Origin of the sequence: Enterococcus caccae ATCC BAA-1240 (assembly GCF_000407145.1) — a bacterium.
Lineage (GTDB): Bacteria > Bacillota > Bacilli > Lactobacillales > Enterococcaceae > Enterococcus_L > Enterococcus_L caccae.
In genome coordinates, this window is the sequence record NZ_KE136474.1 from 86,527 (window position 1) to 107,128 (window position 20,602).

The window sequence follows — 20,602 nt, forward strand, 5'->3', positions numbered from 1 at the left end:
GCTAATTTTTTATTCCTTCACTCCGCCAATCGTTAATCCTTTTACAAAATACTTTTGGAAAAACGGATAGCTGATTGCAATCGGTAATGTCGAAATAACCACGATCGCCATTCGAGCTGATTCTCCCGGTATTGCTGCCATCCCACCAGATAATTGACTGCTGGCTCCGGCATTTTGGGTCAAGTATTGAATATTATTTTGAATCTTCATCAACAAATATTGCAGTGGAACTAAACTATCTTTTTGAATATATAAGAGTGCATTAAACCAGTCATTCCAATACCCTAAAGCCGCAAACAAACTGATTGTTGCAATTCCTGGCACTGCTAACGGCAACACGATTTGAATAAAAATCCGCATCTCAGAAGCCCCATCGATTCGTGCTGACTCAATGATCGAATCAGACACTGAACGTTTGAAAAAGGTTCGCATCACAATAATATTAAACGGACTGACTGCCATTGGCAAAATCAACGCCCAAATCGTATCTTTCAACTGAAGTAAATTTGTCATCACTAAGTAATTCGCCACCATACCTGGTGAAAATAACATGGTGATCAAACAAAATACCGTAAAAAATCGGCGAAACGGAAAATTAGATCTTGAAATCACATAAGCGTATAGTGAAGTCGCTGTACTGTTGATCAACGTTCCGACTACGGTGACTAAAACAGTCACAAACAAGGCTTGGAAAATTTTATCCTGCATCTGATCGAATAAATAAGTATAACCAAAAAAACTAAATTCCTGAGGCCAAAAACTATAGCCGTGAGCTGCTAATGCTGTTTCATTACTAAGTGAGATTGCCACAACAAATAGAAACGGCAAAACACAAGATAGAGCGAAAACGGCAATCAGCACATTAAAAAATAAATTGACAGGTCTATTAAACGAACGAATTGTTACTTTTGAAACTGGCTTTTTCCTCAATGTTTTCACTCCTTCTTAGAATAATGCCGAATCATTGTCAAAACGACGAACGATTCCATTTGTGATCATTAGTAAGACAAATCCAACTGTTGATTGATACAAACCAGCAGCCGCTGTCATTCCGATATCTCCTGTGGCAGTCAAGCCATTAAAGATATACGTATCCAAAACTGACGTGACCTGATACAGTGAACCTGAATTTCTCGGAACATTATAGAACAGACCAAAATCCGCTCTAAAAATATTCCCAACAGCCAAAATCGTCATAATCGTCATCAATGGTAATAATTGAGGAATCGTCACATTCTTGATCTGTTGCCACTTGCTAGCACCATCCACCATCGCAGCCTCATAATAAGTCGGATCAATTCCCATAACAGAAGCAAAATAAATGATACTATTGTAGCCGATCCCTTTCCATGTTCCGATAAAGACTAAGATAAACGGCCAATATTTTGCTTCACTGTACCAATTGATTGGTGTGCCTCCACGACTTGAAATCCACTGATTGAAAATCCCTTTATCTGGACTTAAAAAGGCATACACAAAATACCCAATAATAACCCAAGATAAGAAATACGGTAACAGAGACATTGTTTGATAGACTTTTACCAAACGCTTATTCCGCAATTCACTCATCACGATTGCAAAAAATACAGAAATGACAAGGTTTAATGTAATAAACGTCACGTTGTACAACACTGTATTTTTCGTAATCAAGAAGGCATCATTAGAAGAAAACAAAAACTTGAAATTATCCAAACCAACCCAAGGGCTCTCTTTTAAACTAGCAATGAACCCATCTGGCGAAATATGGAAATCCTTAAAAGCTACCACATTGGTCAATACTGGAATGTAAAAGAAAAAAATCATCCAGATCATCGCTGGAATCGCCATTAAGATCAAGGCTTTATATCGCCATATGTTCGTAAAAAAAAGCGAGCTCTTTGACTTCTTCTTCATTTCCCCAACTCCTTTCATCAAATTGTCTACAACAGAATTGTAGCGCTTTCAACAAAGAATAAAAATAAACAAAATATAGATATTCTTATAGAAAATATAGATGTTACGAATAATAAGGCATATACTCTATTGACCCAATAGTTTCTCTTCAATATGATACAATCACCTTATCAACTCGAACGGAGGAAATAACATGCAAATTTATCAAAATACCAAAATTGCCGGCAACCAGACTTTATATATTTCTGGTCAAACACCAAACAAAGATGAGTACACACCTCAAAATATTGAAGATCAAACTGAGTTTGTTCTCGAAAAAATCACAACTGCTTTGCATGAACATAATTTAACCGTAGAAAACCTGGTTAAAATCACGATATATATTACCGACGTTTCCTATCTATCAGGTGTTAGAAGTAAATTGGCAGAATTTGTAGGCGAGTCAAAACCTACTTCTACGTTAGTTGTTGTCGCTGGATTGATCGATCCAGCTTTTAAAGTTGAAATTGATGGAATTGCTGCCTTTTAAGTATCCGATTCATGCTGTTTGACAAGAACGAAACAAGGATGGGACAGAAGCTTATTTCCGAAGGGATTACTTCTGCTTCCACCGTTTATTCGCATTTAGGGTGTGAAACAAAAGTGATTTTTACTTTTGTCCCACACCCACTTCGTTTATTTATGTTTTTTTTGATACACAATATATCCTAGTAAGCCAACTAAGATAATGCCCATTCCAGCTACCACCCACGGCCAATAATTGGTTGGTTGTTTTACCACCTCTACAGCTTCTTTGTTAAATTTCTCTGCCTCTTTTTTCTCGACATCAAACTCTTTTGTAAATGCCCACTTCTCTTCACCACTTGTAACAGTTAGCTTAAGAGTATACTCTCCAGCGCGTATTTCTTCATTTTCTAAAGAGATATTATAATCAAATACAGAATGAGGAGCCATTGCTAATTTTTCCTTTTTTGTTGTATAAATTAGTTTATCTTTTTGATACACATTCGCTTCAACAGTAGCCTTTTTTAAGGTTGTACTTTGAACATTTCGTAATGTGGCTAAAAAAGCTGTTCGACCATTTACCAGACCTGCCTGAACATCGCCCAATTTGACTTCTGGTTTTATTGCGTTGTCTGTTTCGCTTAACTTTACACCAATCGTATAAGAAAACCGATTTGACAATTGGACACCAGAAACACTTTTTTGTTCTTTATTCGCCTCATTTGAGTTCTCAGAAGTCTCTTTATCTTTCACTTCTTGAACGAAAAATCCACCTAAGATTTCTCCATCGAAAGAATCCTTTGGCATCTTTAAATGAAATATAATCTCTTTTTCTTCTTTCGCATTCAAGGTAACGATTTGTTTCTTCGAAACTAAATCGGTAAAACTATGTTTCATTGTTTTATCTAACACAGGATTATCAACACTATAATCGACCATTCCATTATTATTCGTGAAAGCATCTCTAGGAGTGACCGCAATAGTTGATGGTTGATCTGCGTAATTTATCAGTTTTAACTTTAACTCTTGCTCTTCTGATGGGTTCATATGTAAATCAAAATAGCTAACATCCGACTTTTGATTCTCTGGTAAAACTGCTTGAACTGAGTAAGACATTTCTTCAGCAAAAGCTGTGCTTCCACAAAATAATCCCGCAACAAAAATCACACTTAAAAATGCTATTATTTTTTTCATTATAATTATTCCTTCCTATGTTCTAACGTGACTGGTTTATGTATAGATAAATTCGAAACAAAAAGCTGCTCTTTGTTTCAAATTTACCCTGCTATTTTGATAACGAACACTTGCTATGTCTAATTAGACTCTCTTTTATTCTTGTCCTGTTTCTGCATCAACTAAGTTCCAGTTAATTTCGCCTGCGTAATCTCCTGCAACAATTTTCTTATTCATCGTATAAGCAAATGTCATTATTGTATTAGAAAGCCCAATCGTATTAACTCCTAACCCTGTTGTTTCTCCGTCAGAAACAATATTAGTTCCCACTTGATCGATGATTATTGAATCATCTGACAATGTTTTAGGTGTTTCTTGACCTAGAATTTTTGTTCCTTCAATTATTGGTGATGTAAGTTTTTGTTCTTTATTTTCTGTATTCACAAACTCTGATAATTTCACATTTACTGTCCATTTTTCATTAGAACCTAGCAAGTCTACTACTTGTCCAAAAATAAGTCTACTACTTTTCTTTGAAGACTTGATTACTGAATTGATCGCTGTCATCCCCGCATCATCTGTTGTTACGACATCATTTAAATCAAAATCAAAGTTCACATTGTCTGTAAAACCTGTTAAATACAAATCCCCACCTTTAACAGATGCTTCCGCTTTTGTTGTTGCTTGTTTTGAATGTGTGTCTTCTTCTGCATGTGCTGTTACTGCAAACATACTTCCTACTGCTAATAGAATCATTCCTGCTGTTAATTTACTTGTTTTCATAATATAATTCCTCCTAATGTGTTTAACTACTTAATTATTTTAGCGATAGACATTAATAGTTCTATCGTTTTAAAACGATAATAATGAACACTTGCATCTTAAGGTACATCCATCAGATTCCAAGAGATCGTTCCTTGATAATGACCTTTCGTCATGTTTGGAGAAAGCTCAGCATAAATTTTTTGCTCGCTTTTTTCTCCAAAAGTCAAGTCTTTCATTCCTTTGTTGGTAATAACGATCCCGTCTTCCAAAGATTGTTTTTGATTCCCTTCTTCAAAGAACAGAGGTAATACATCGCCAGATTCATTTTTAACTTGACTCGATATTTGCAACGACCATGAATTATTACCACTGCGTGTATCTTGAATTTTTATACCTAAATCTTCTGCATACCTTTTTTGTTTTTCTCGTTTTAGCATCCATTCTCCAAAATCCAATCCTTCAGTAACATCTACAATAGTCAACATTTCTTTTGGTTGAATCTTAGGCAGTTGGATTTCTTGCTCAACTTCAACACTTTCTTCTGTCTTGTCTGTTCCAAAAGCTGAAGTATGGACAATAATTGGTTTATCTAATTTAGATGAATCTTTAGCGGCTGTTGCTTTCACTCTTATTTGATATGCTTCTTGAGGTAAAATATCCTTTTTAAAACGAGCAATCGCCATTCTACGATAGTTTTGTTTGACTTGCTGACCATCCGTTTCCGAAACGATCCCACATTCCACTTCGCTATCAGGTAAAGGCTGATTATTTTTATCAAGAACCTGAATTTCTTCAAGGTCGAGCCCTTCTTCTTCTGGAAAAACATATTGTACTTGTTTCCATGTACCAGAATCAGTTTCTTTGGCTAATGCAGTGTTACCAATCTTGCCCTCAAAAATAAGTTCTTCTTCTTCTTTGATTTCTTTAGTTAGTAGCTGCCCTTCTAAGTATGGTTTTGGAAAATTAGTAACCGTTCCTTCATTCGCTAAACTGATTTCACTTTTTACTAGAGGTTTTGTGCTACTGCCTTTTTCATAAAAACTTGCTTTGTTCACAATCGATGCTAATTTCACACCTAAACTTTCTTCTTTTACAATGGCATCAAAGCTAAACGTGATCACTTCATTAAGAGCCATTGCCCCGTCATAGATCATTGTATTCTCTTTGATTTGAACATTCGGTTTAGGATCTCGTTTATTTTCGATATGCACTGATGTTTCGTCTAGTGTTAAGTACTTAGAAAATTCATTTTTCCATTGAAAGTAAATGTTCTTCCCTCTATTTTCTAGATATATTTCATAATGTAATCGATCGCCCGGATGAACTTTTGAGAGCAAGCCATTCGTATTCGTGACCGTAGAATCAAAAACATATTTTGTATCCTTTGATACGATTCTAAACGTACGTGTGATTTTTTCAGACAAGTTACCATTACTATCCTGAGCTAGAAAAGTCAGTGTATGTTTGCCCGTTTTGTATACTGACAAATCGATTTTATCGAGCGACCATTCCTGTTTTTCGCCAGGGTTCTTGTTTCCAATCTCTTCAAACTTTGTATAGGGTTCATCATCGATTGCATAAAGCATATCAACGGTACTACTTCTAGCAGCTTCTACCGTACCGATTACTTTTTCAATGTCTTTACCTTCAAGTAAGCTGGCAGGGATATCTGATTGTAGACTGATTTTAGGTTTGTCTATTTCATCCAAATGAATCGTATAAGCCATCGTGCGTGTTTCTTGCGGTTTCACTTTTTGTTTGTTCCACATCATAGCAATCGCAGCATCTGAATAATGATCGACGATTTCACCAGGCTGACCGTTATTCTCTTCTAATCCATGAACCTCGCCACCGATGATTGATCGGCTCTTAAAGAAATCCCCAGGTTCTGCATAACGATACCACCAATGAATTCCAATGCTCAAATCTAAATATGTTCCTTTGGCTGCCCCCCATTTGTCTGGATTAGCACCATCATTAGTTGCCTCTCCAACTTTAAACATCAGCTGATACGGAGCATTTTCAATTGAAAGCCCACGACCATTTCCAATATACGTAACCTCTCCACTGTCTCTACCATTCAACTTAGTATCGACGATTTCCGAAAACCCAACATTCATTGGTTGTGGATCGCCTAACAAAGGTTTGTCCACGCGTTTCATCTCGAATTTTTTTTGAATGTCTCCAGTTACAGGATTTGAACTTAGCGTCACACGGACGACAACCTTATAGGAGTAGATTAGATTGTGATCAAGCGTGAATTCTCCATACCCTCTGATTTGGTTGTCTTTGACTGAAACTGCAGTCAATGCAACCTTCTCAATAGCTGAATAATCTCCTGCTTTTTCAAAAGAGTAAAAACGAATTCCTCTACCATTCGAAGAGTTACTTTCATTTCGGTAATCAATTCGCTGACCATTTTCATTGGTTAAAAAAATATTAGTTAAAAACAAATCCTCTTCTGTTGCAAAACCGTAAGACAATTGACTCCCTGATAACAAAGTAGTAGATAATGTTGTTTGCTTATCAAGTTGGAGCTTCCAACCAGCATCTCGATCTGCCGCAATTTCGCTCATCAAATCACCTGATCGTGTTTCTGCTTTGCGTGCTTGTTCCGTTGTCGTTGAGGACTCTGAGCTTGAATCTGAATCTTCTTTAATACTGTTCGGCGATTCTAAACTGCTTTCAGTTTCTGACGATTCAGTTGTTTCAACTGTTGAAGATGTTTGCGAACTTGTTTGGTCAATAACTTCTGTTTCGCTGCTCGTCGCTTCTGTCGTACTTGCTTCAGTAAAACTTTCATCTAACTCTAGTTGATAAGCGACCGTTTCTTGATTTTGTTCTATTATAATTTCTTGCTCTTTTACTTGGTTAGCATCAAAGAATAATTGAAAAGGTACTGTTCCTTGATAGATAAATGAAATACTATGATTGTCTTCATCGCTAGTCAAATTTATGATTGTTTGTTCCTGTTCTAAAGTAACAACATCAATTACTGTATTCGCTTTAATGGTTACTTCTTGCCCCGAAACAACTTGAGGTAAGGTAACTACGGCTTGTTCTTTTTCATTTTTATGTATTTTGAAAATGTTTGTTTGCTCACCTAGTACTTCGGCGAAAACATTGATTGGACTTTGACATAAAGGACTGACGACTAAAAACATAACGACTATCCACAAATTAAAACGTTTCATGAATCTCACTTAACCACCTCTTATTTGTCAAAATTTATTCTGCTTACAAAATATAAAAGAATCCAGCCCCAACTGCAAGATATTCTCGTATTACAATAATTTGCTTATTTTTAATTTTTTAATATGAAAAATATTTAAACCCGTTTATAATGACTACTATAAAGGTGGGATCGCTATGTTAATGACTCAATTAATCAAAAAAAATGAACAGATAAAATTGGATCTATTTACTAGGATTGTAAATAGCCCAATGATTGAAGGCGAGACGTTACAAACACAGTTGTCTCTAGCAAAAAATCGCCTCTATCATTTTGTATTACAACTCAACAGAGATCTAGCAATCTATCAAATACCAATAACCATTCATTACAAAGAAAATAAATATATAGCAGAAAAAAACGAAGGTAGCCATCATCCCTCTCTCTTAATTTATGAATTGATTCAACATTACTTAAATGCTTCTGCTATGTTTCAACTGACTTATCTCTTTTTACACGAGGAGCAAATCCCGATCACTGATATTGCTCAAAAATTACTATTTTCTCAGTCACACACCTATTATGTGATTCGTCAGGTAAATCCTTTTTTGAAGCAATTCAGTTTAGAATTGACGGTTGCGAATAAGACCGTTTTTCTGAAGGGGCGTGCTTCTGATATTTTTATCTTTCGCTTTTTAGTCTTTAGTTTCCTATTCTTTTATCGTTCACCGTATCCTACAATAGAATTAGAACGTCAAAAAAGTATAGAGAACGAGAAAACGCTCCCTTATGCAAAAGAAATGACTTATTCTGAGCTTCATAGTCTAAATTCTTTTTTCTATGTTCTAGAGCATACACCCACCGATTTAGATCGGTTAACAACAGAGATTCAATCATCCTCTGTCTTTCCATTAACAACCATTTTTGAAGCAAAAGAAAATGAGCTTGATCATGCTTTTTTACTATTTTTCTTACGGATCTTTATTCCTAGACTATGTACCTTTGATGAAATGATTCGCTTAGGTGAACATTTAGAAAATATGATCGATTTTGATTTAGCGATGCTCGCTAAACAGATGTTAGATGCTGTATTCGATACTTTTACATTGGAATCCTTACCACGTCTTTATAAAAACTATTACGCTAGCCTTTATATTTTGACCTTGCATCTAAGTTATATTCAGTTTTTTGGTCATGATTTAAAAAATATCTTTTATTCACAAGCCTTGACTACTAAGAGCATTCAAACTCATGCTGCTTTGTATGAACAGTTGGTTGCTTTTTATGAGCAATTCCAACCGGCAGTTCCCTGGTCGAAAAAAGAAGAAAGCAAGCAAGTATTGATTGATACGCTTTATCTGATCGTTCTAGGAGAACATCAGCAAAAAGTTATGATTTATATCGACTTTGGTGGGAATATCGTTGCTGAATTAGCATTAAAACGAAAACTGATGAAAATCCTCAACCCTGATACCTTCATTTTCACAACAGATGACACGATTGCGAATGTGATCATTGCAAATTATGTGGCACCGATTGAAAGACCCGACACTGCTTTTTTACTCGTGGAAAACTTTAATGAAGCAGGAACTTGGAAAGCTATTTATACTCAACTTTTACAGCTCGTTAAAGAATAATACGCAAAAAATCGAGACAATCATTTCGACTGTCTCGATTTTTTATTTTTCTATTCAACACTACGCTTCTTTAACACTTTTTAAAATATAATAGCCTTTGTCTTTTGTCACAATTTCTACATTACCAAAAACTTCTGCCATTTTTTTCTCAGCACTTGGTGCACCTTGTTTTTTTTGGATCACGACTGTCAGGGTTCCGCCGACTAAAAGTCTTGGATAAGCTTCACTTAAAATTTCGTGAACGACTTTTTTCCCCGCTCGAATCGGCGGATTGCTAATAATTGCAGCGTATTCCTTTTCATGAACATCGGCATAAATATTTGAGGTATGGATATCGACATTTTCAACGTGATTTTTCTTTGCATTCTCTTGCGCTAAAGCCACCGCACGTTGATTGACATCGATCATTTCTACCGGTCTACCACTTAATGAAGCCAACGATAATCCGATTGGTCCATAGCCACAGCCAACATCAAGTAGCTTGCCTTCTGGTAACTCTTCCCAATCAAAAGCATCGATCAACACACGGGAGCCAAAGTCCACTGTATTACGGGAAAATACTCCGCTATCCGTTAAAAATTGAAACTTCTTCCCTCTTAATTCAAACGACCACTGCTCTAAATCATGCGCTAGATCTGGATTTTCTGTATAATAATGATTATTCATTTTCTTCTTCCTAACTATTTTCTTTTGTCATCAGTCTACCTTTTATTTCACGAACAATCAAGGCAGCAAGTAAGTCATAACCCGTTTTAGAAAAGTGAAGTCCATCTGCTTGTAAAAATTCATCTGTGCCGGGGTAAACAACCATTGCTTTGTATACATCGATGACAGGAATTTCATATTTTGCTCCGATCACTTTTACTCGTTCTACGTATTCCCGAATGCGCTCATCATCCCGAGTGGGTTTTCTAGCACAATCCACATAAGGCGGTGTGAGTAGAATAACTTTTTCTTTTCCGATTTTAGTGATCATTGTTTCGATATTTTCTGCGTATTGCTCTAAAGGAACTAAGTTATCCGCGTTTGTGTCATTAGCGCCGAAAAAGATTGTTACAATATCCGCTTGTTCTGCTAATACTTCCTTTTCCAAACGTTTCATGGCATCTTGTGTCGTGTCTCCTTGCATCCCAGCATTTACGATCATGACTTCTTCATAGTTTTGCGCTGCTAGGTCTTCTGTAATTAGGTTTTGTAAAATCGGTGTGATAGCTTCATCACCATATCCTGCTGTGATGCTATCTCCAAATAAAACGATTTTTTTCATCAGTTATTTTCCTTTCTCGACTTGTTTTCTTTGTTTATCATACCATTGAAAAGGGCCTTTTGCCGAGGCAAAGAATTATTTTAGCATTAAAAATAAAACAACCTCTCCCCCTATCCAATCATACTATTCACATTTAACTACTATCCTTAGAAATTGACTAATTGTCACAATCATATTGAAACAGTAATTTTTCCATTATACAATAAAGTTAAACGAAATAAGATAGGAAAACATAAGTATGAATAAAAGAAGAGTACTAGGACTCGCCTCGCTATTATTTTTAATTGCGCTTGGCGGATGCCAAAAGACAACTGCACTAAAAACAAAAGAATACGATCTAGCTATCATTGATTCAAAAAACATCACAACCTTTCTTGAAAAAGACGATAAACTAGAAAAAGTGGAACAACTTAAACGAACAGACGGAAATCTAAATTTTTGGCGCAACAATTTCTGGGAAATGGATAATCATTACTACACAAAAACCTCTGAAAATCCCAAACTTGACGTTTCCTTAGCAAAAATTGGTCGTGACTTATCCATTAACCTTGTCAAAGCAAAAGGAAATGATGCCTATACTTCAAATGTGGATGGAGAATTTTTTTATACTACTGCCTGTTTTAGTGATCGAACAGAATTTTATAAGTATGATAAGAACTTGAAACTTCAGCTAAAAAAGGAATTCCGTAAAAAGGAAAGTATCCTAACCAATCAACTAATTCCTCTAGGAGATTATCTCTATGTTTTATGTGGCTATACTAATCCTGACGATGGATCAAGTAAAAATATGTTAGTGAAAATGACGAAAGAATTTGAAGTGGTCGAAGAAACTGACCTAGGTGATGAAACGAGTGCCTATATGAGAATGGCTCATTTTCAAAATAAACTTTATATTACAGAAGCCAATGCCAGCGTGGGGGCAAATGGTGAACCAGGAGAAGCCAATCGAGTACTTGTATATGATCTAGCGACAAAAAATAAAGAGTATCTCACTTTGACTTATCCTTATCCGATGGAAATATATGTAGATGAGCCAAACGAAAACCTGATCATTCGCCACTATGAGCTATATGTAAAAAGCTATACATGGACCGTTTATAACTTGAAAGAACAATCTGAATCGTTCATTCATTTTCCTGAATATGAAAAATTGGAACAAGAAAAACATATAAATCCTCCATTTTTCACTCAAAAAAATGGTTATTACTATTTTATGTTCGATGATCAACTCACTAAATATGATCCTAAAACGAATACACCTACCAAACTAGACTTGTCAGCCTATGATTTTGAAGATACAAGTGCTTTGATTATGAATAAATAAGAATACACAACAAAACTCTACTTTAACCACTCAGTAGGGTTTTGTTGTTTTATGAAAGATGCTATAATAAGCACAGAAATAAATGTTGGCTTTGGTGGAGGAACCGATGGACGATAAAATGAATTATTACCCCATTTCACGGAAGGAATGGCAGGGCTTCTATCATAACGGCAAAGCGCCGCTGACAGAAGAAGAATTAGAAGATATTAAAGGCTTCAATGATCAAATTTCATTGCAGGATGTGCAGGACATTTACGTGCCGCTGACCCACCTGATTCATTTGTATATGAAAGAATTTGAGTCTTTAACTGTTAGCAAAGGGCTATTTTTGCATGAATATGTACCTGTTCCACCTTTTATCATCGGGATCGCTGGTAGTGTGGCTGTTGGGAAAAGTACCACCGCTCGCCTGTTGCAGCTGATTTTATCCAGAACCTTTAAGCGCCGCAATGTCCAACTGATCACGACGGATGGATTTTTGTATCCAAATAAAGTATTGGAAGCAAAAGGCATCATGGATCGTAAAGGATTTCCTGAAAGCTATGACATGGAAAAGTTGATCGACTTTTTAAATCAAGTCAAAAATTGCCAAGAAGAAATCAAAGCACCACTTTATTCTCACAGCGTTTATGATATCGTAGAGGGCGAATATGAAGTGATCCAACAACCAGATATTCTGATCGTTGAAGGAATCAATACACTACAATTGCCAGCCAATCAGCAAATTTACGTCAGCGACTTCTTTGACTTTTCCGTCTTTGTAGATGCAGAACCGAAGCTGATTGAAAAATGGTATCTTGAACGATTTGGCGCCTTACTTGATACGGCCTTTCTTGATCCAGATAATTACTATTATCAATATGCGATCGGCAATCGTGAAGATGCCTTTGCAATGGCTAAAGAAGTTTGGAAAACAGTGAATTTGAAGAACTTAGAGGAATATATCTTGCCAACTCGAGGCAGAGCGGATATTATACTTCATAAGACTGAAAATCATATTATTGATGAGATATTTATGCGTAAATACTAGTTCGTGAAGCTAAATCACAAAGTAACACTTAATTTGATTCTAAAAAGGTCAAAAATTCTTTTTGACCTTTTATTAGATAAATCTAAATGGATAGGGGTAATAAATGTGACCAATGTTGCCGATTTGACAACTGTCGAAAAAATTATTGTTTTAGACTTTGGTAGTCAATATAACCAATTGATTACTCGACGTATTCGTGAATTTGGCGTGTTTTCAGAATTATTGAGCCACCGAATCACAGCGGATGAAATTCGCGAAATGGCACCAAAAGGAATTATTTTCTCTGGTGGCCCAAATAGTGTTTATGATGAAAATGCGTTTAGTATCGATCCTGAAATTTATGAATTAGGCATTCCAATTCTAGGGATTTGTTACGGTATGCAACTGATGATGCATAATTTAGGTGGGAAAGTTGAGCCTGCTGGCAACCGTGAATACGGCAAGTCAGAGTTATCACTTTTGATTCCTGATTCACCTATTTTTAAAGGAACACCTGAAAAACAAATCGCTTGGATGAGTCATGGTGACTTAGTCGCTGCCATCCCTGATAGCTTTGAAACGGTGGCAACTAGCGCAGATTGTCCGTTTGCAGCAGTTCAAAATACAGACCGCAACTTGTACGGTGTGCAATTCCATCCAGAAGTACGTCATTCTGAATATGGTAACGACTTATTACGTCACTTTACCTTTGATATTTGTCATTGCGAAGGCGACTGGACAATGGGCAACTTCATCGAAATGGAAATCAACAAAATCCGTGAACAAGTCGGCGATAAAAAAGTTCTACTTGGCCTTTCAGGCGGCGTGGATTCAAGCGTTGTTGGTGTGCTTTTACAAAAAGCTATCGGCGATCAATTAACATGTATCTTTGTGGATCATGGTTTATTGCGTAAAGGTGAAGCAGAACAAGTAATGGATAGTTTAGCTGGTAAATTCGGCTTAAACATCATTAAAGTAGATGCGAAAAAACGTTTCTTAGATAAATTAACGGGTGTTTCTGACCCAGAAGAAAAACGTAAAATCATTGGAAATGAATTTGTGTATGTTTTCGATGATGAAGCGACAAAACTTGACGGCATCGACTTCCTAGCACAAGGTACCCTTTATACAGATATCGTAGAAAGCGGAACTGAAACAGCGCAAACGATCAAATCTCACCATAACGTGGGCGGATTGCCAGAAGATATGCAATTTGAATTGATCGAACCGTTGAATACTTTATTTAAAGATGAAGTTCGTGCATTAGGAATCGAATTAGGCATGCCTGAAGCGCTAGTTTGGCGCCAACCATTCCCTGGTCCTGGTTTAGGGATTCGTGTACTTGGTGAAATTACTGAAGATAAATTAGAAATCGTGCGTAACTCTGATGCGATTTTACGTGAAGAAATTGCCAACGCTGGTTTAGATCGTGATATTTGGCAGTACTTTACTGTGTTACCTGGCATCCGTAGTGTGGGTGTGATGGGTGATGGCCGTACGTATGATTATACTGTGGGGATTCGTGCAGTGACTTCGATCGATGGGATGACAGCTGATTTTGCTAGAATTCCTTGGGATGTGTTGCAGAAAATTTCTGTTAGGATCGTGAATGAAGTGGATCATGTGAATCGAATTGTTTATGATATTACGAGTAAGCCACCTGCTACTGTGGAGTGGGAATAAAAAGCCAACATAATAAGGATGGGGAATGCCGATAAATCAACGTTTTTCAACTTATGAAATGCTTGATTTCCATTGAAAATGATATGGTTCCCTACCATTTTCCCTGCCAAGTAATCACTTGACAGGGATTTATTTTTTTGTTCTACATTTTATCTAGCTTTAATATTTTCAATACATATGAGGTAGCCTGCAAAATCTCTCCAGCGCTTCCTGTCTTCTGGCGAACCGAGCTTGTTTCTCCAGCTAGTGTCTAAGTCTAGCTGTTCACCCAACTTATGAAATACTTTTAAGTTGATCATAAATGTATTGTGATAGCTAGTTCTTAATTGATCCTTTTCGCTTTTCTCTTCTCTAGAAAGATAGTTCCAGTTAACTCTCATACTTACATAAATTAAAGCAGAATCTATGACTTCTTTCCATAACTCATGCAAGTATTCATCATCGCATTCCAGTACATAAAAAATAGAGTTATAAATACCTAATGCTTCTTCGAAAGATATTGAATCATTTTTTTTGTAGATAAACTTTATAATCAAACACCAAATCATCTCCTTTTTGTAATAAAATAACCATGATGATAAATTTGAACTTTTTTAACTACTTTATCTAATTAAAGTACTCCTTCTATATAGATGAAAAATCTCTAAAAGATGGGGGTATAAAAAAGGAAAGTAAAAGATAGTTTTAATACTTTAACTATTTCTAAAAATAAAAATTTAACTAATTTAATTTTGAGTATACTTCAAAATTCTGTAATTGCATTAATTCAATTACAACAGAAGCTTTATCATACTTCCATTGATTATAAATTGAGAATTTCAATATCTTTATTTTTAGATGATGCGATTTCCCTAATAACATAATTTGAATCCATTAAACTTCTTTCCAAAATATATTTTGCAGTTTTCATATCAATCTTCCATATCATATCCAATCCATGAATTAATTGGCTTTTCACATAGGAATTGTCTTCATTAATGATTCTTATAAATCTGGTGGTTATTGTTTCTACGTATTCTTCAACATTTAAAAGTGTTATCAATAGATGAACAGAATGCCAGCGGAGATTTAGAGATGTAGAATTAATCCATATTAATGAGAACTGGAAAAATATCCCCAACATACTTGATGAGGTTTCTAATTCGTCCTCTTTTACAAGGTAACTTTTAATTAATTTACATGCTTCTATTTGTGATCCTTCATCATCATATGAAGACAACTCATTTAAAATAGAAACCCATACATCCTTTTGAAATAAACTCAAAAGTAAATAGTGAGCAAATACTAATATCTGTTTTTGTACATAAGAAAGCATTGACTCATATGCATCAATATTTTCACCAATATCAACCAATGCCTCTACCACCTGATTATTCCTATCAATAATATTTTTATCAACTCTACACAAAGTATATAATAATTTATATGCTTGAATTTTATCATTCACCGTTTGCTTAGAATCAAGTATTGTAGTTGCTGTTGTTTTAAAGATATCATCTCTTATTTCTTGCGAAGAAATAGCTCCTTCAATAGAAAAAATATTTTTGATTATAAGGAATGGAGAATCCGAATAACCTGCGTAACTTCCATTTTCCCCTTGAGTTTTATTTCTATACTTTATAGTTGCTAATTGTTTCTCTAGAAATAGAGTATTAACAGATTCACTTTTTTTCGTTTCAATTAAATACTCTAATTTGTAAAACTCAGGCCATTTCTCTTGGACTTTGCTATTCAAATCTTGGAGTTCTTCACCACTAATTATTTGTCCAAGCTCACAACATAAAATTTTGATATAATGATTCTGAATTGAACTCGACTCATCTTCTAATAAATTTATGACATATTCATTTAATTTTTTTATTACCACATAATCTACGCTACTATAGTCCACGGAGCTACATAAAAATTCAATTGCACTATCATGGTACCTCACACTGTTACTTTTCAGAATGGAAAGACAAAACTCTGTTAGGTAATTTTGATCCACTCTATCTTTAATATGTTTTAATGCATGAAAAATATAATTTTCCAGATTTACAATACTTGATTCAGAGTTCTTCCAACCATTTAATTGAATTTCTAATTTATTCCATACATTAGAAAAGTCATGATCGTTTAGATAATACCCTATTTCTGATATTGCTAGTAATTGTGCAACCAATTTATGATGGTTTAGTATTTTATTCTCTGCGTAATCATATATTTCCTTAGCTTCTTCTTGAGTAAGTTTTTCCACATGGTTTGAAAACGTTCTAGCCATTCTGTGAACTTTCTTTTTATCTAATGTCATGATTGTATTCTTAAAATTTAATTTAAACATTCCCCATTCATCATTTCGAACAAACCACTCATAACTCAAATTTTGAATAATAGAGTGGAGACGTGTTAAATGAGTCATTGATCCAAAAATCATTGCTTCAAAAAAAATATCAGCTATTGAATTTATATAAAGAGATCTATCCCCTAAAAATGTTTTTGATGAGTAGGATTCAATATCCGACTTTTGCCTATCTTTTTCAAGTTGTTCTAATAAATTTTTTTCATGTCTATCTATATTCGGATAAAAAACGATAGTTTCCATCTTATTTAGCTCAATTTGCCCAAAATTTTGATCAGTAAACTCATTCCTCCTTTCATGATACAAGTTAATTTGATTACGTAAATCAATTAATACATCTTGAATAAACCACTCTTCTAATTTATAGGATACCGAATCTCTATAAACCTGCTTCAATATTTCTATACTTTCTGATAGATTATTCTGATAATATTCGCCGATCGCTCTCCATCTCAGTTTAACTACTTCAAAATAAGTTTTGGGTAATAAGTTTTGTAACATTTTTAAATACGCCGCTACTTCAAAATTATCATAACTGCTTCCTTCAAACATAATTGGAAGAAATGTTGAGCAATAATAATCTATATTCCTATTTGAAGATACATCTTCTGTTTGTTCTTTTTCACTTCCCAAAAACATACTAATAAAATATTGTCTGCATTTGTCTTTACTAATCTTTTTACCATTCATTAATAAAACATGCGGGACACTAATACTTTCATCTTTTGCTTGTTGATCACTTTCATCATTAGCTTCCTCTAGTAATAAATCGTTACTTGGATGAATCACATTTCCAGATCCATATGCTCTATATACTGATAAAATATCCTCAATCAAGTCTGTAGTCCCTCTCTGGATAAAATCCTCAAAAGAATGAATATTTTTATTTTTAGGAGCGTTAGCATAAAGTAACCTCTTTTGAAGTGATGTTTTTTCCTTTGAATTTTGCTCACAAAAATAATAAAGAGAAGGAATGTTATTTTTCAAAACTTCATCAACTTCATTTTGTACTCCTTCCGGTACTCCATCCCCGTTATCAATCAAGAAAATACAAACATCTGCACTTTTGAGACGCTGGATATAATGATTATAAGCACTAGTTGAAGAAGTCCCTGCTTCTTCAAATAAATATATTTGAAAAAGGCCTGTTAATTCTAACAGCTCTTTAATTGCCTTCCTAGCCAAATTATATTTTATAGAAGCTTGATCATCACCAGTTTTAGAACTAATAAAAACCCTTAATTTCTCTCCTATTTGAATCATTCATACCCCTCCAATTTTATCTATCTTAATCTTCCAATCTATCATAAAAAGAAAAACTGAACCATTAAGTTAATATCCTTCCTACTACGAAATGTCACCTGAGCAAAAATATAATTATTTAACATTTTTAACAAATATCCGTATGAACATAGATTTGGATACTTTAAGAACTAAGTTACTAATTTTAATTAAATTTTTTTCATTGAGTAGTTTAGTGCCAAAATATAGTGCTACTATTAAAAGGAGTGGGTTTTACCAGTAATATAGAGAAAGTCATAACTTAAAGCATTCAAAAAAAATTGATTTCGAACCTTATGTACTTAATAAATTAATTTATAGACTAAACTTTGTTTTTTTTTGCTCATATTCCTGGATACTAGATACAACTTTAGTTCTAGAATCATTTAGCTTATCATACAGATCAAGAACTTTTTTTGTAGGACTCCCCAATCCTTCTGAAGAGAGAAAAACTTGTTCTTGAACTTGGTTATTATATTCAACTCTATATTTTTCTAAATCTATGTCGCTGTTTACACCTGCAAAACGACCATAAAAATAAGTTTTAATATTATAACAATTTTTTTGAAATTCAATAAACCTATCATTAACATCCTTTGATAAAAATATCCTATTTTCAATTAAAGCATCATCAAAATTTTTATATGCTTTACCCCACTCTTCATCTAATCTATTCAATTCATCTATTGAAATAGGAAAACCTGCTGATAAATTTGATATAGTATTTTTAAATAATAAATCTGGATGTGTCCCCGTGTAAGGTGTTCCAGGATAGTTTGCTACTAATCTTTCTGTTGTGTTATACAAAATATTCATACATTTAGACATATTTTGTATAGATTTAGTAATGAACTCTCGATTATTCATAAGAATATCATGTTCATTTTTTTTATTATCTGCTTCACTTTTTCTGCTTATTTCTAACTTTAATTCACGAAATCGATTTTCATTGTTTAGTTTGGTTGTTTTAATCATAAAAAAATTCGTTGCCAAACTAGTGATCAAAGTACCTACCAATGCTATTACAGCACCAATTACCACGCCATCATTTTCCATAATATACCACCTTTTCTATATAGAAAAACATTTCTATCTTTACATTTGTTGAAAAATCAACTAAATATCAAATCAATTATATCAATAATTTTCCAATTAATATATAAACTTGTCGCATTTAGTCACCATATTTATACATTTCTAATTCTTAAACTGTTCCGTAATTTTTTTCTAAAAAGTTTGAATTTGTTACAACTTTTAAAACCATTTAGACTTAAAAAAACGATTTACGCTTTATTAAACATGTCACCTTCCCCTTTATTAGCACATACTCTTTTTCTTTACAAGATAATTCTTTAACCTTCTCTTGTTCGTTATCGTCCCTTCTATAATGCTCTTATAATATTTTTAATTAAAAAACTACGATTTATAAAAAATCGCAGTTTATTCATCATCAAATATTGTATTATTCATCTCTGGAAAATCCAACAATTCAGAAACTGTCATATCAAGTCCTGTAGCTAATTTATGCAAAGTTTTCAACTTAGGGTTTTTGGTCTTCCCTTTCATGATATTATCCACAGTAGACTGCGTTATACCTGATAAAGTCGCAAGTTTATTGATTGATATATTTCTTTCAGAACATAAATTTTTAAGCCGTAATCTAATTACATCAGAATAAGTCATAGCTCTCCTCCATTAACCTTGTATAGTTAACTCAAGTATAGCGAATGAAAATATACAATATTAACGTTACAGGGTTATTTTTAGTATTACTCATCATCAAAAAGCGTTTCATTCATTTCTGGAAAATCTAACAGTTCAGAAACCGTCATATTTAATCCCATTGCTAATTTATGCAACGTTTTTAGTTTGGGATTTTTAGTATTCCCCTTCATAATGTTATCCAGCGTAGATTGAGTCATCCCTGATAACGTTGCAAGCTTGTTTATTGAAATTCCTTTTTGTTCACATAATTTCTTAAGTCTAAAAACAATAATTTCTGAATATGTCATAATATCCTCCGTTAACCTTGTACAGTTAACTGAAGTATATAATATTTCCGTGTAACGAATTAACCGTACACGGTTGACACAGGATAATTCTTGTGATAAATTAACCTTATAAGGTTAAAAATATCATTAGGAGGTTCAACATGGCTCACCCAGTAAAAATGATCACCTACCAAGATCTACATAAACTAAATCATTCAATCCAACAATTAAAGAACTGGCACGAAACATTCAGTTTACTAAAAAACAAACCCCATACTCACTCTATTCCCGATAACCTCTTCTATGAGCATGAGCGAATACTAAAAACATTAACTCAAGAAACACACAAACTTAAAACCAAAGAAAAACTGAAAAACATTTTGATTTAAAATCCTAGCCGCAAAATGGGATTTTAAAGTTCATCAGTATTAGCCGAACTGATACTGATGAACGATAGATTTAAACAAGTAGTTGGCTATCTAACTACTTGTTTTTTGAATACATTTTGATTTAGAACGACGTCCATCTAATTTAATACAACTCAACAAAAAAACTACCAAGATTT

General features: G+C 34.2%; 18 protein-coding genes. 6 read left to right on the forward strand and 12 right to left on the reverse strand.

Annotation, left to right across the window (positions count from 1 at the left end):
- Positions 1-9 precede the first annotated feature (9 nt).
- Positions 10-930, reverse strand: a complete 921-nt coding sequence (locus I580_RS10875) for a carbohydrate ABC transporter permease (protein ID WP_010761726.1) — start codon at positions 928-930, stop codon at positions 10-12.
- A 15-nt stretch (positions 931-945) separates the two neighbouring features.
- Positions 946-1,911 (reverse strand): ABC transporter permease, encoded by a 966-nt coding sequence (locus tag I580_RS10880; RefSeq protein ID WP_390621159.1) that lies wholly within the window; start codon positions 1,909-1,911, stop codon positions 946-948.
- Between the two features lie 175 nt (positions 1,912-2,086).
- On the opposite strand from I580_RS10880, the gene I580_RS10885 reads away from it, so the two are divergent.
- Positions 2,087-2,422: a RidA family protein gene (locus I580_RS10885; RefSeq protein WP_010770585.1), complete on the forward strand. Its 336-nt coding sequence runs from the start codon at positions 2,087-2,089 to the stop codon at positions 2,420-2,422.
- Positions 2,423-2,568: 146 nt separating this feature from the next.
- On the opposite strand, the gene I580_RS10890 is transcribed toward I580_RS10885, so the two are convergent.
- The 3 genes from I580_RS10890 to I580_RS10900 form a co-directional block, all read right to left on the reverse strand.
- A complete protein-coding gene (locus I580_RS10890; protein WP_010770584.1) occupies positions 2,569-3,591 on the reverse strand; it encodes a WxLIP family cell surface protein in 1,023 nt (340 codons plus the stop codon).
- Between the two features lie 135 nt (positions 3,592-3,726).
- Positions 3,727-4,353, reverse strand: coding sequence for a WxL domain-containing protein (locus tag I580_RS10895; RefSeq protein ID WP_010770583.1), 627 nt, complete (start codon positions 4,351-4,353; stop codon positions 3,727-3,729).
- A 98-nt stretch (positions 4,354-4,451) separates the two neighbouring features.
- Positions 4,452-7,529: a COG1361 family protein gene (locus tag I580_RS10900; RefSeq protein WP_245558629.1), complete on the reverse strand. Its 3,078-nt coding sequence runs from the start codon at positions 7,527-7,529 to the stop codon at positions 4,452-4,454.
- 175 nt (positions 7,530-7,704) lie between these two features.
- On the opposite strand from I580_RS10900, the gene I580_RS10905 reads away from it, so the two are divergent.
- Positions 7,705-9,144: a helix-turn-helix domain-containing protein gene (locus I580_RS10905; RefSeq protein ID WP_010770581.1), complete on the forward strand. Its 1,440-nt coding sequence runs from the start codon at positions 7,705-7,707 to the stop codon at positions 9,142-9,144.
- A 60-nt stretch (positions 9,145-9,204) separates the two neighbouring features.
- Here I580_RS10905 and I580_RS10910 read toward each other — a convergent pair whose 3' ends face one another.
- Both I580_RS10910 and I580_RS10915 read right to left on the reverse strand, forming a co-directional pair.
- Positions 9,205-9,810: a class I SAM-dependent methyltransferase gene (locus I580_RS10910; protein WP_010770580.1), complete on the reverse strand. Its 606-nt coding sequence runs from the start codon at positions 9,808-9,810 to the stop codon at positions 9,205-9,207.
- A 10-nt stretch (positions 9,811-9,820) separates the two neighbouring features.
- Entirely contained in the window at positions 9,821-10,411 is a 591-nt protein-coding gene (locus I580_RS10915) for an SGNH/GDSL hydrolase family protein (RefSeq protein ID WP_010770579.1), read from the reverse strand.
- 238 nt (positions 10,412-10,649) lie between these two features.
- Between I580_RS10915 and I580_RS10920 the strand changes: the two genes are divergently transcribed.
- From I580_RS10920 to guaA, 3 genes are all read left to right on the forward strand, one after another.
- On the forward strand, positions 10,650-11,735 hold the full coding sequence (locus I580_RS10920) for a hypothetical protein (protein WP_010770578.1): 1,086 nt from the start codon (positions 10,650-10,652) through the stop codon (positions 11,733-11,735).
- Positions 11,736-11,841: 106 nt separating this feature from the next.
- Positions 11,842-12,765 carry a type I pantothenate kinase gene (coaA, locus tag I580_RS10925; RefSeq protein WP_010770577.1) on the forward strand — a complete coding sequence of 308 codons (924 nt, stop codon included), beginning with the start codon at positions 11,842-11,844 and terminating at the stop codon, positions 12,763-12,765.
- Between the two features lie 105 nt (positions 12,766-12,870).
- The gene (guaA, locus tag I580_RS10930; RefSeq protein ID WP_010770576.1) at positions 12,871-14,427 is read left to right on the forward strand and encodes a glutamine-hydrolyzing GMP synthase; all 1,557 of its coding nucleotides are present in this window, start codon (positions 12,871-12,873) and stop codon (positions 14,425-14,427) included.
- A 149-nt stretch (positions 14,428-14,576) separates the two neighbouring features.
- Here the strand turns inward: guaA and I580_RS17265 are convergent, their stop codons facing one another.
- The 5 genes from I580_RS17265 to I580_RS10955 all read right to left on the reverse strand — a co-directional run bounded on the left by I580_RS17265 (position 14,577) and on the right by I580_RS10955 (position 20,058).
- Positions 14,577-14,963, reverse strand: a complete 387-nt coding sequence (locus I580_RS17265) for a hypothetical protein (protein ID WP_010770575.1) — start codon at positions 14,961-14,963, stop codon at positions 14,577-14,579.
- Positions 14,964-15,229: 266 nt separating this feature from the next.
- Positions 15,230-18,028 carry a hypothetical protein gene (locus I580_RS10940; RefSeq protein WP_010770574.1) on the reverse strand — a complete coding sequence of 933 codons (2,799 nt, stop codon included), beginning with the start codon at positions 18,026-18,028 and terminating at the stop codon, positions 15,230-15,232.
- Positions 18,029-18,361: 333 nt separating this feature from the next.
- Entirely contained in the window at positions 18,362-19,102 is a 741-nt protein-coding gene (locus I580_RS10945; RefSeq protein WP_010770573.1) for a hypothetical protein, read from the reverse strand.
- 384 nt (positions 19,103-19,486) lie between these two features.
- Positions 19,487-19,729, reverse strand: a complete 243-nt coding sequence (locus tag I580_RS10950) for a helix-turn-helix domain-containing protein (protein ID WP_010770572.1) — start codon at positions 19,727-19,729, stop codon at positions 19,487-19,489.
- A gap of 86 nt (positions 19,730-19,815) precedes the next feature.
- Positions 19,816-20,058 (reverse strand): helix-turn-helix domain-containing protein, encoded by a 243-nt coding sequence (locus I580_RS10955; protein ID WP_010770571.1) that lies wholly within the window; start codon positions 20,056-20,058, stop codon positions 19,816-19,818.
- A gap of 140 nt (positions 20,059-20,198) precedes the next feature.
- Here I580_RS10955 and I580_RS10960 point away from each other — a divergent pair, with 140 nt between their 5' ends.
- Entirely contained in the window at positions 20,199-20,426 is a 228-nt protein-coding gene (locus tag I580_RS10960) for a hypothetical protein (protein WP_010770570.1), read from the forward strand.
- The last annotated feature ends 176 nt before the right edge of the window (positions 20,427-20,602 follow it).

Coding starts and splice junctions, on each gene's coding strand:
- I580_RS10900 (WP_245558629.1), bottom strand. CDS start 7,529: ATGAAACGTTTTAATTTGTGGATAGTCGTTATGTTTTTAGTCGTCAGT.
- I580_RS10960 (WP_010770570.1), top strand. CDS start 20,199: ATGGCTCACCCAGTAAAAATGATCACCTACCAAGATCTACATAAACTA.
- I580_RS10880 (WP_390621159.1), bottom strand. CDS start 1,911: ATGAAAGGAGTTGGGGAAATGAAGAAGAAGTCAAAGAGCTCGCTTTTT.
- I580_RS10910 (WP_010770580.1), bottom strand. CDS start 9,810: ATGAATAATCATTATTATACAGAAAATCCAGATCTAGCGCATGATTTA.
- I580_RS10895 (WP_010770583.1), bottom strand. CDS start 4,353: ATGAAAACAAGTAAATTAACAGCAGGAATGATTCTATTAGCAGTAGGA.
- I580_RS10945 (WP_010770573.1), bottom strand. CDS start 19,102: ATGGAAAATGATGGCGTGGTAATTGGTGCTGTAATAGCATTGGTAGGT.
- I580_RS10915 (WP_010770579.1), bottom strand. CDS start 10,411: ATGAAAAAAATCGTTTTATTTGGAGATAGCATCACAGCAGGATATGGT.
- I580_RS10890 (WP_010770584.1), bottom strand. CDS start 3,591: ATGAAAAAAATAATAGCATTTTTAAGTGTGATTTTTGTTGCGGGATTA.
- coaA (WP_010770577.1), top strand. CDS start 11,842: ATGGACGATAAAATGAATTATTACCCCATTTCACGGAAGGAATGGCAG.
- I580_RS10940 (WP_010770574.1), bottom strand. CDS start 18,028: ATGATTCAAATAGGAGAGAAATTAAGGGTTTTTATTAGTTCTAAAACT.
- I580_RS10950 (WP_010770572.1), bottom strand. CDS start 19,729: ATGACTTATTCTGATGTAATTAGATTACGGCTTAAAAATTTATGTTCT.
- I580_RS10885 (WP_010770585.1), top strand. CDS start 2,087: ATGCAAATTTATCAAAATACCAAAATTGCCGGCAACCAGACTTTATAT.
- I580_RS10905 (WP_010770581.1), top strand. CDS start 7,705: ATGTTAATGACTCAATTAATCAAAAAAAATGAACAGATAAAATTGGAT.
- I580_RS10920 (WP_010770578.1), top strand. CDS start 10,650: ATGAATAAAAGAAGAGTACTAGGACTCGCCTCGCTATTATTTTTAATT.
- I580_RS10955 (WP_010770571.1), bottom strand. CDS start 20,058: ATGACATATTCAGAAATTATTGTTTTTAGACTTAAGAAATTATGTGAA.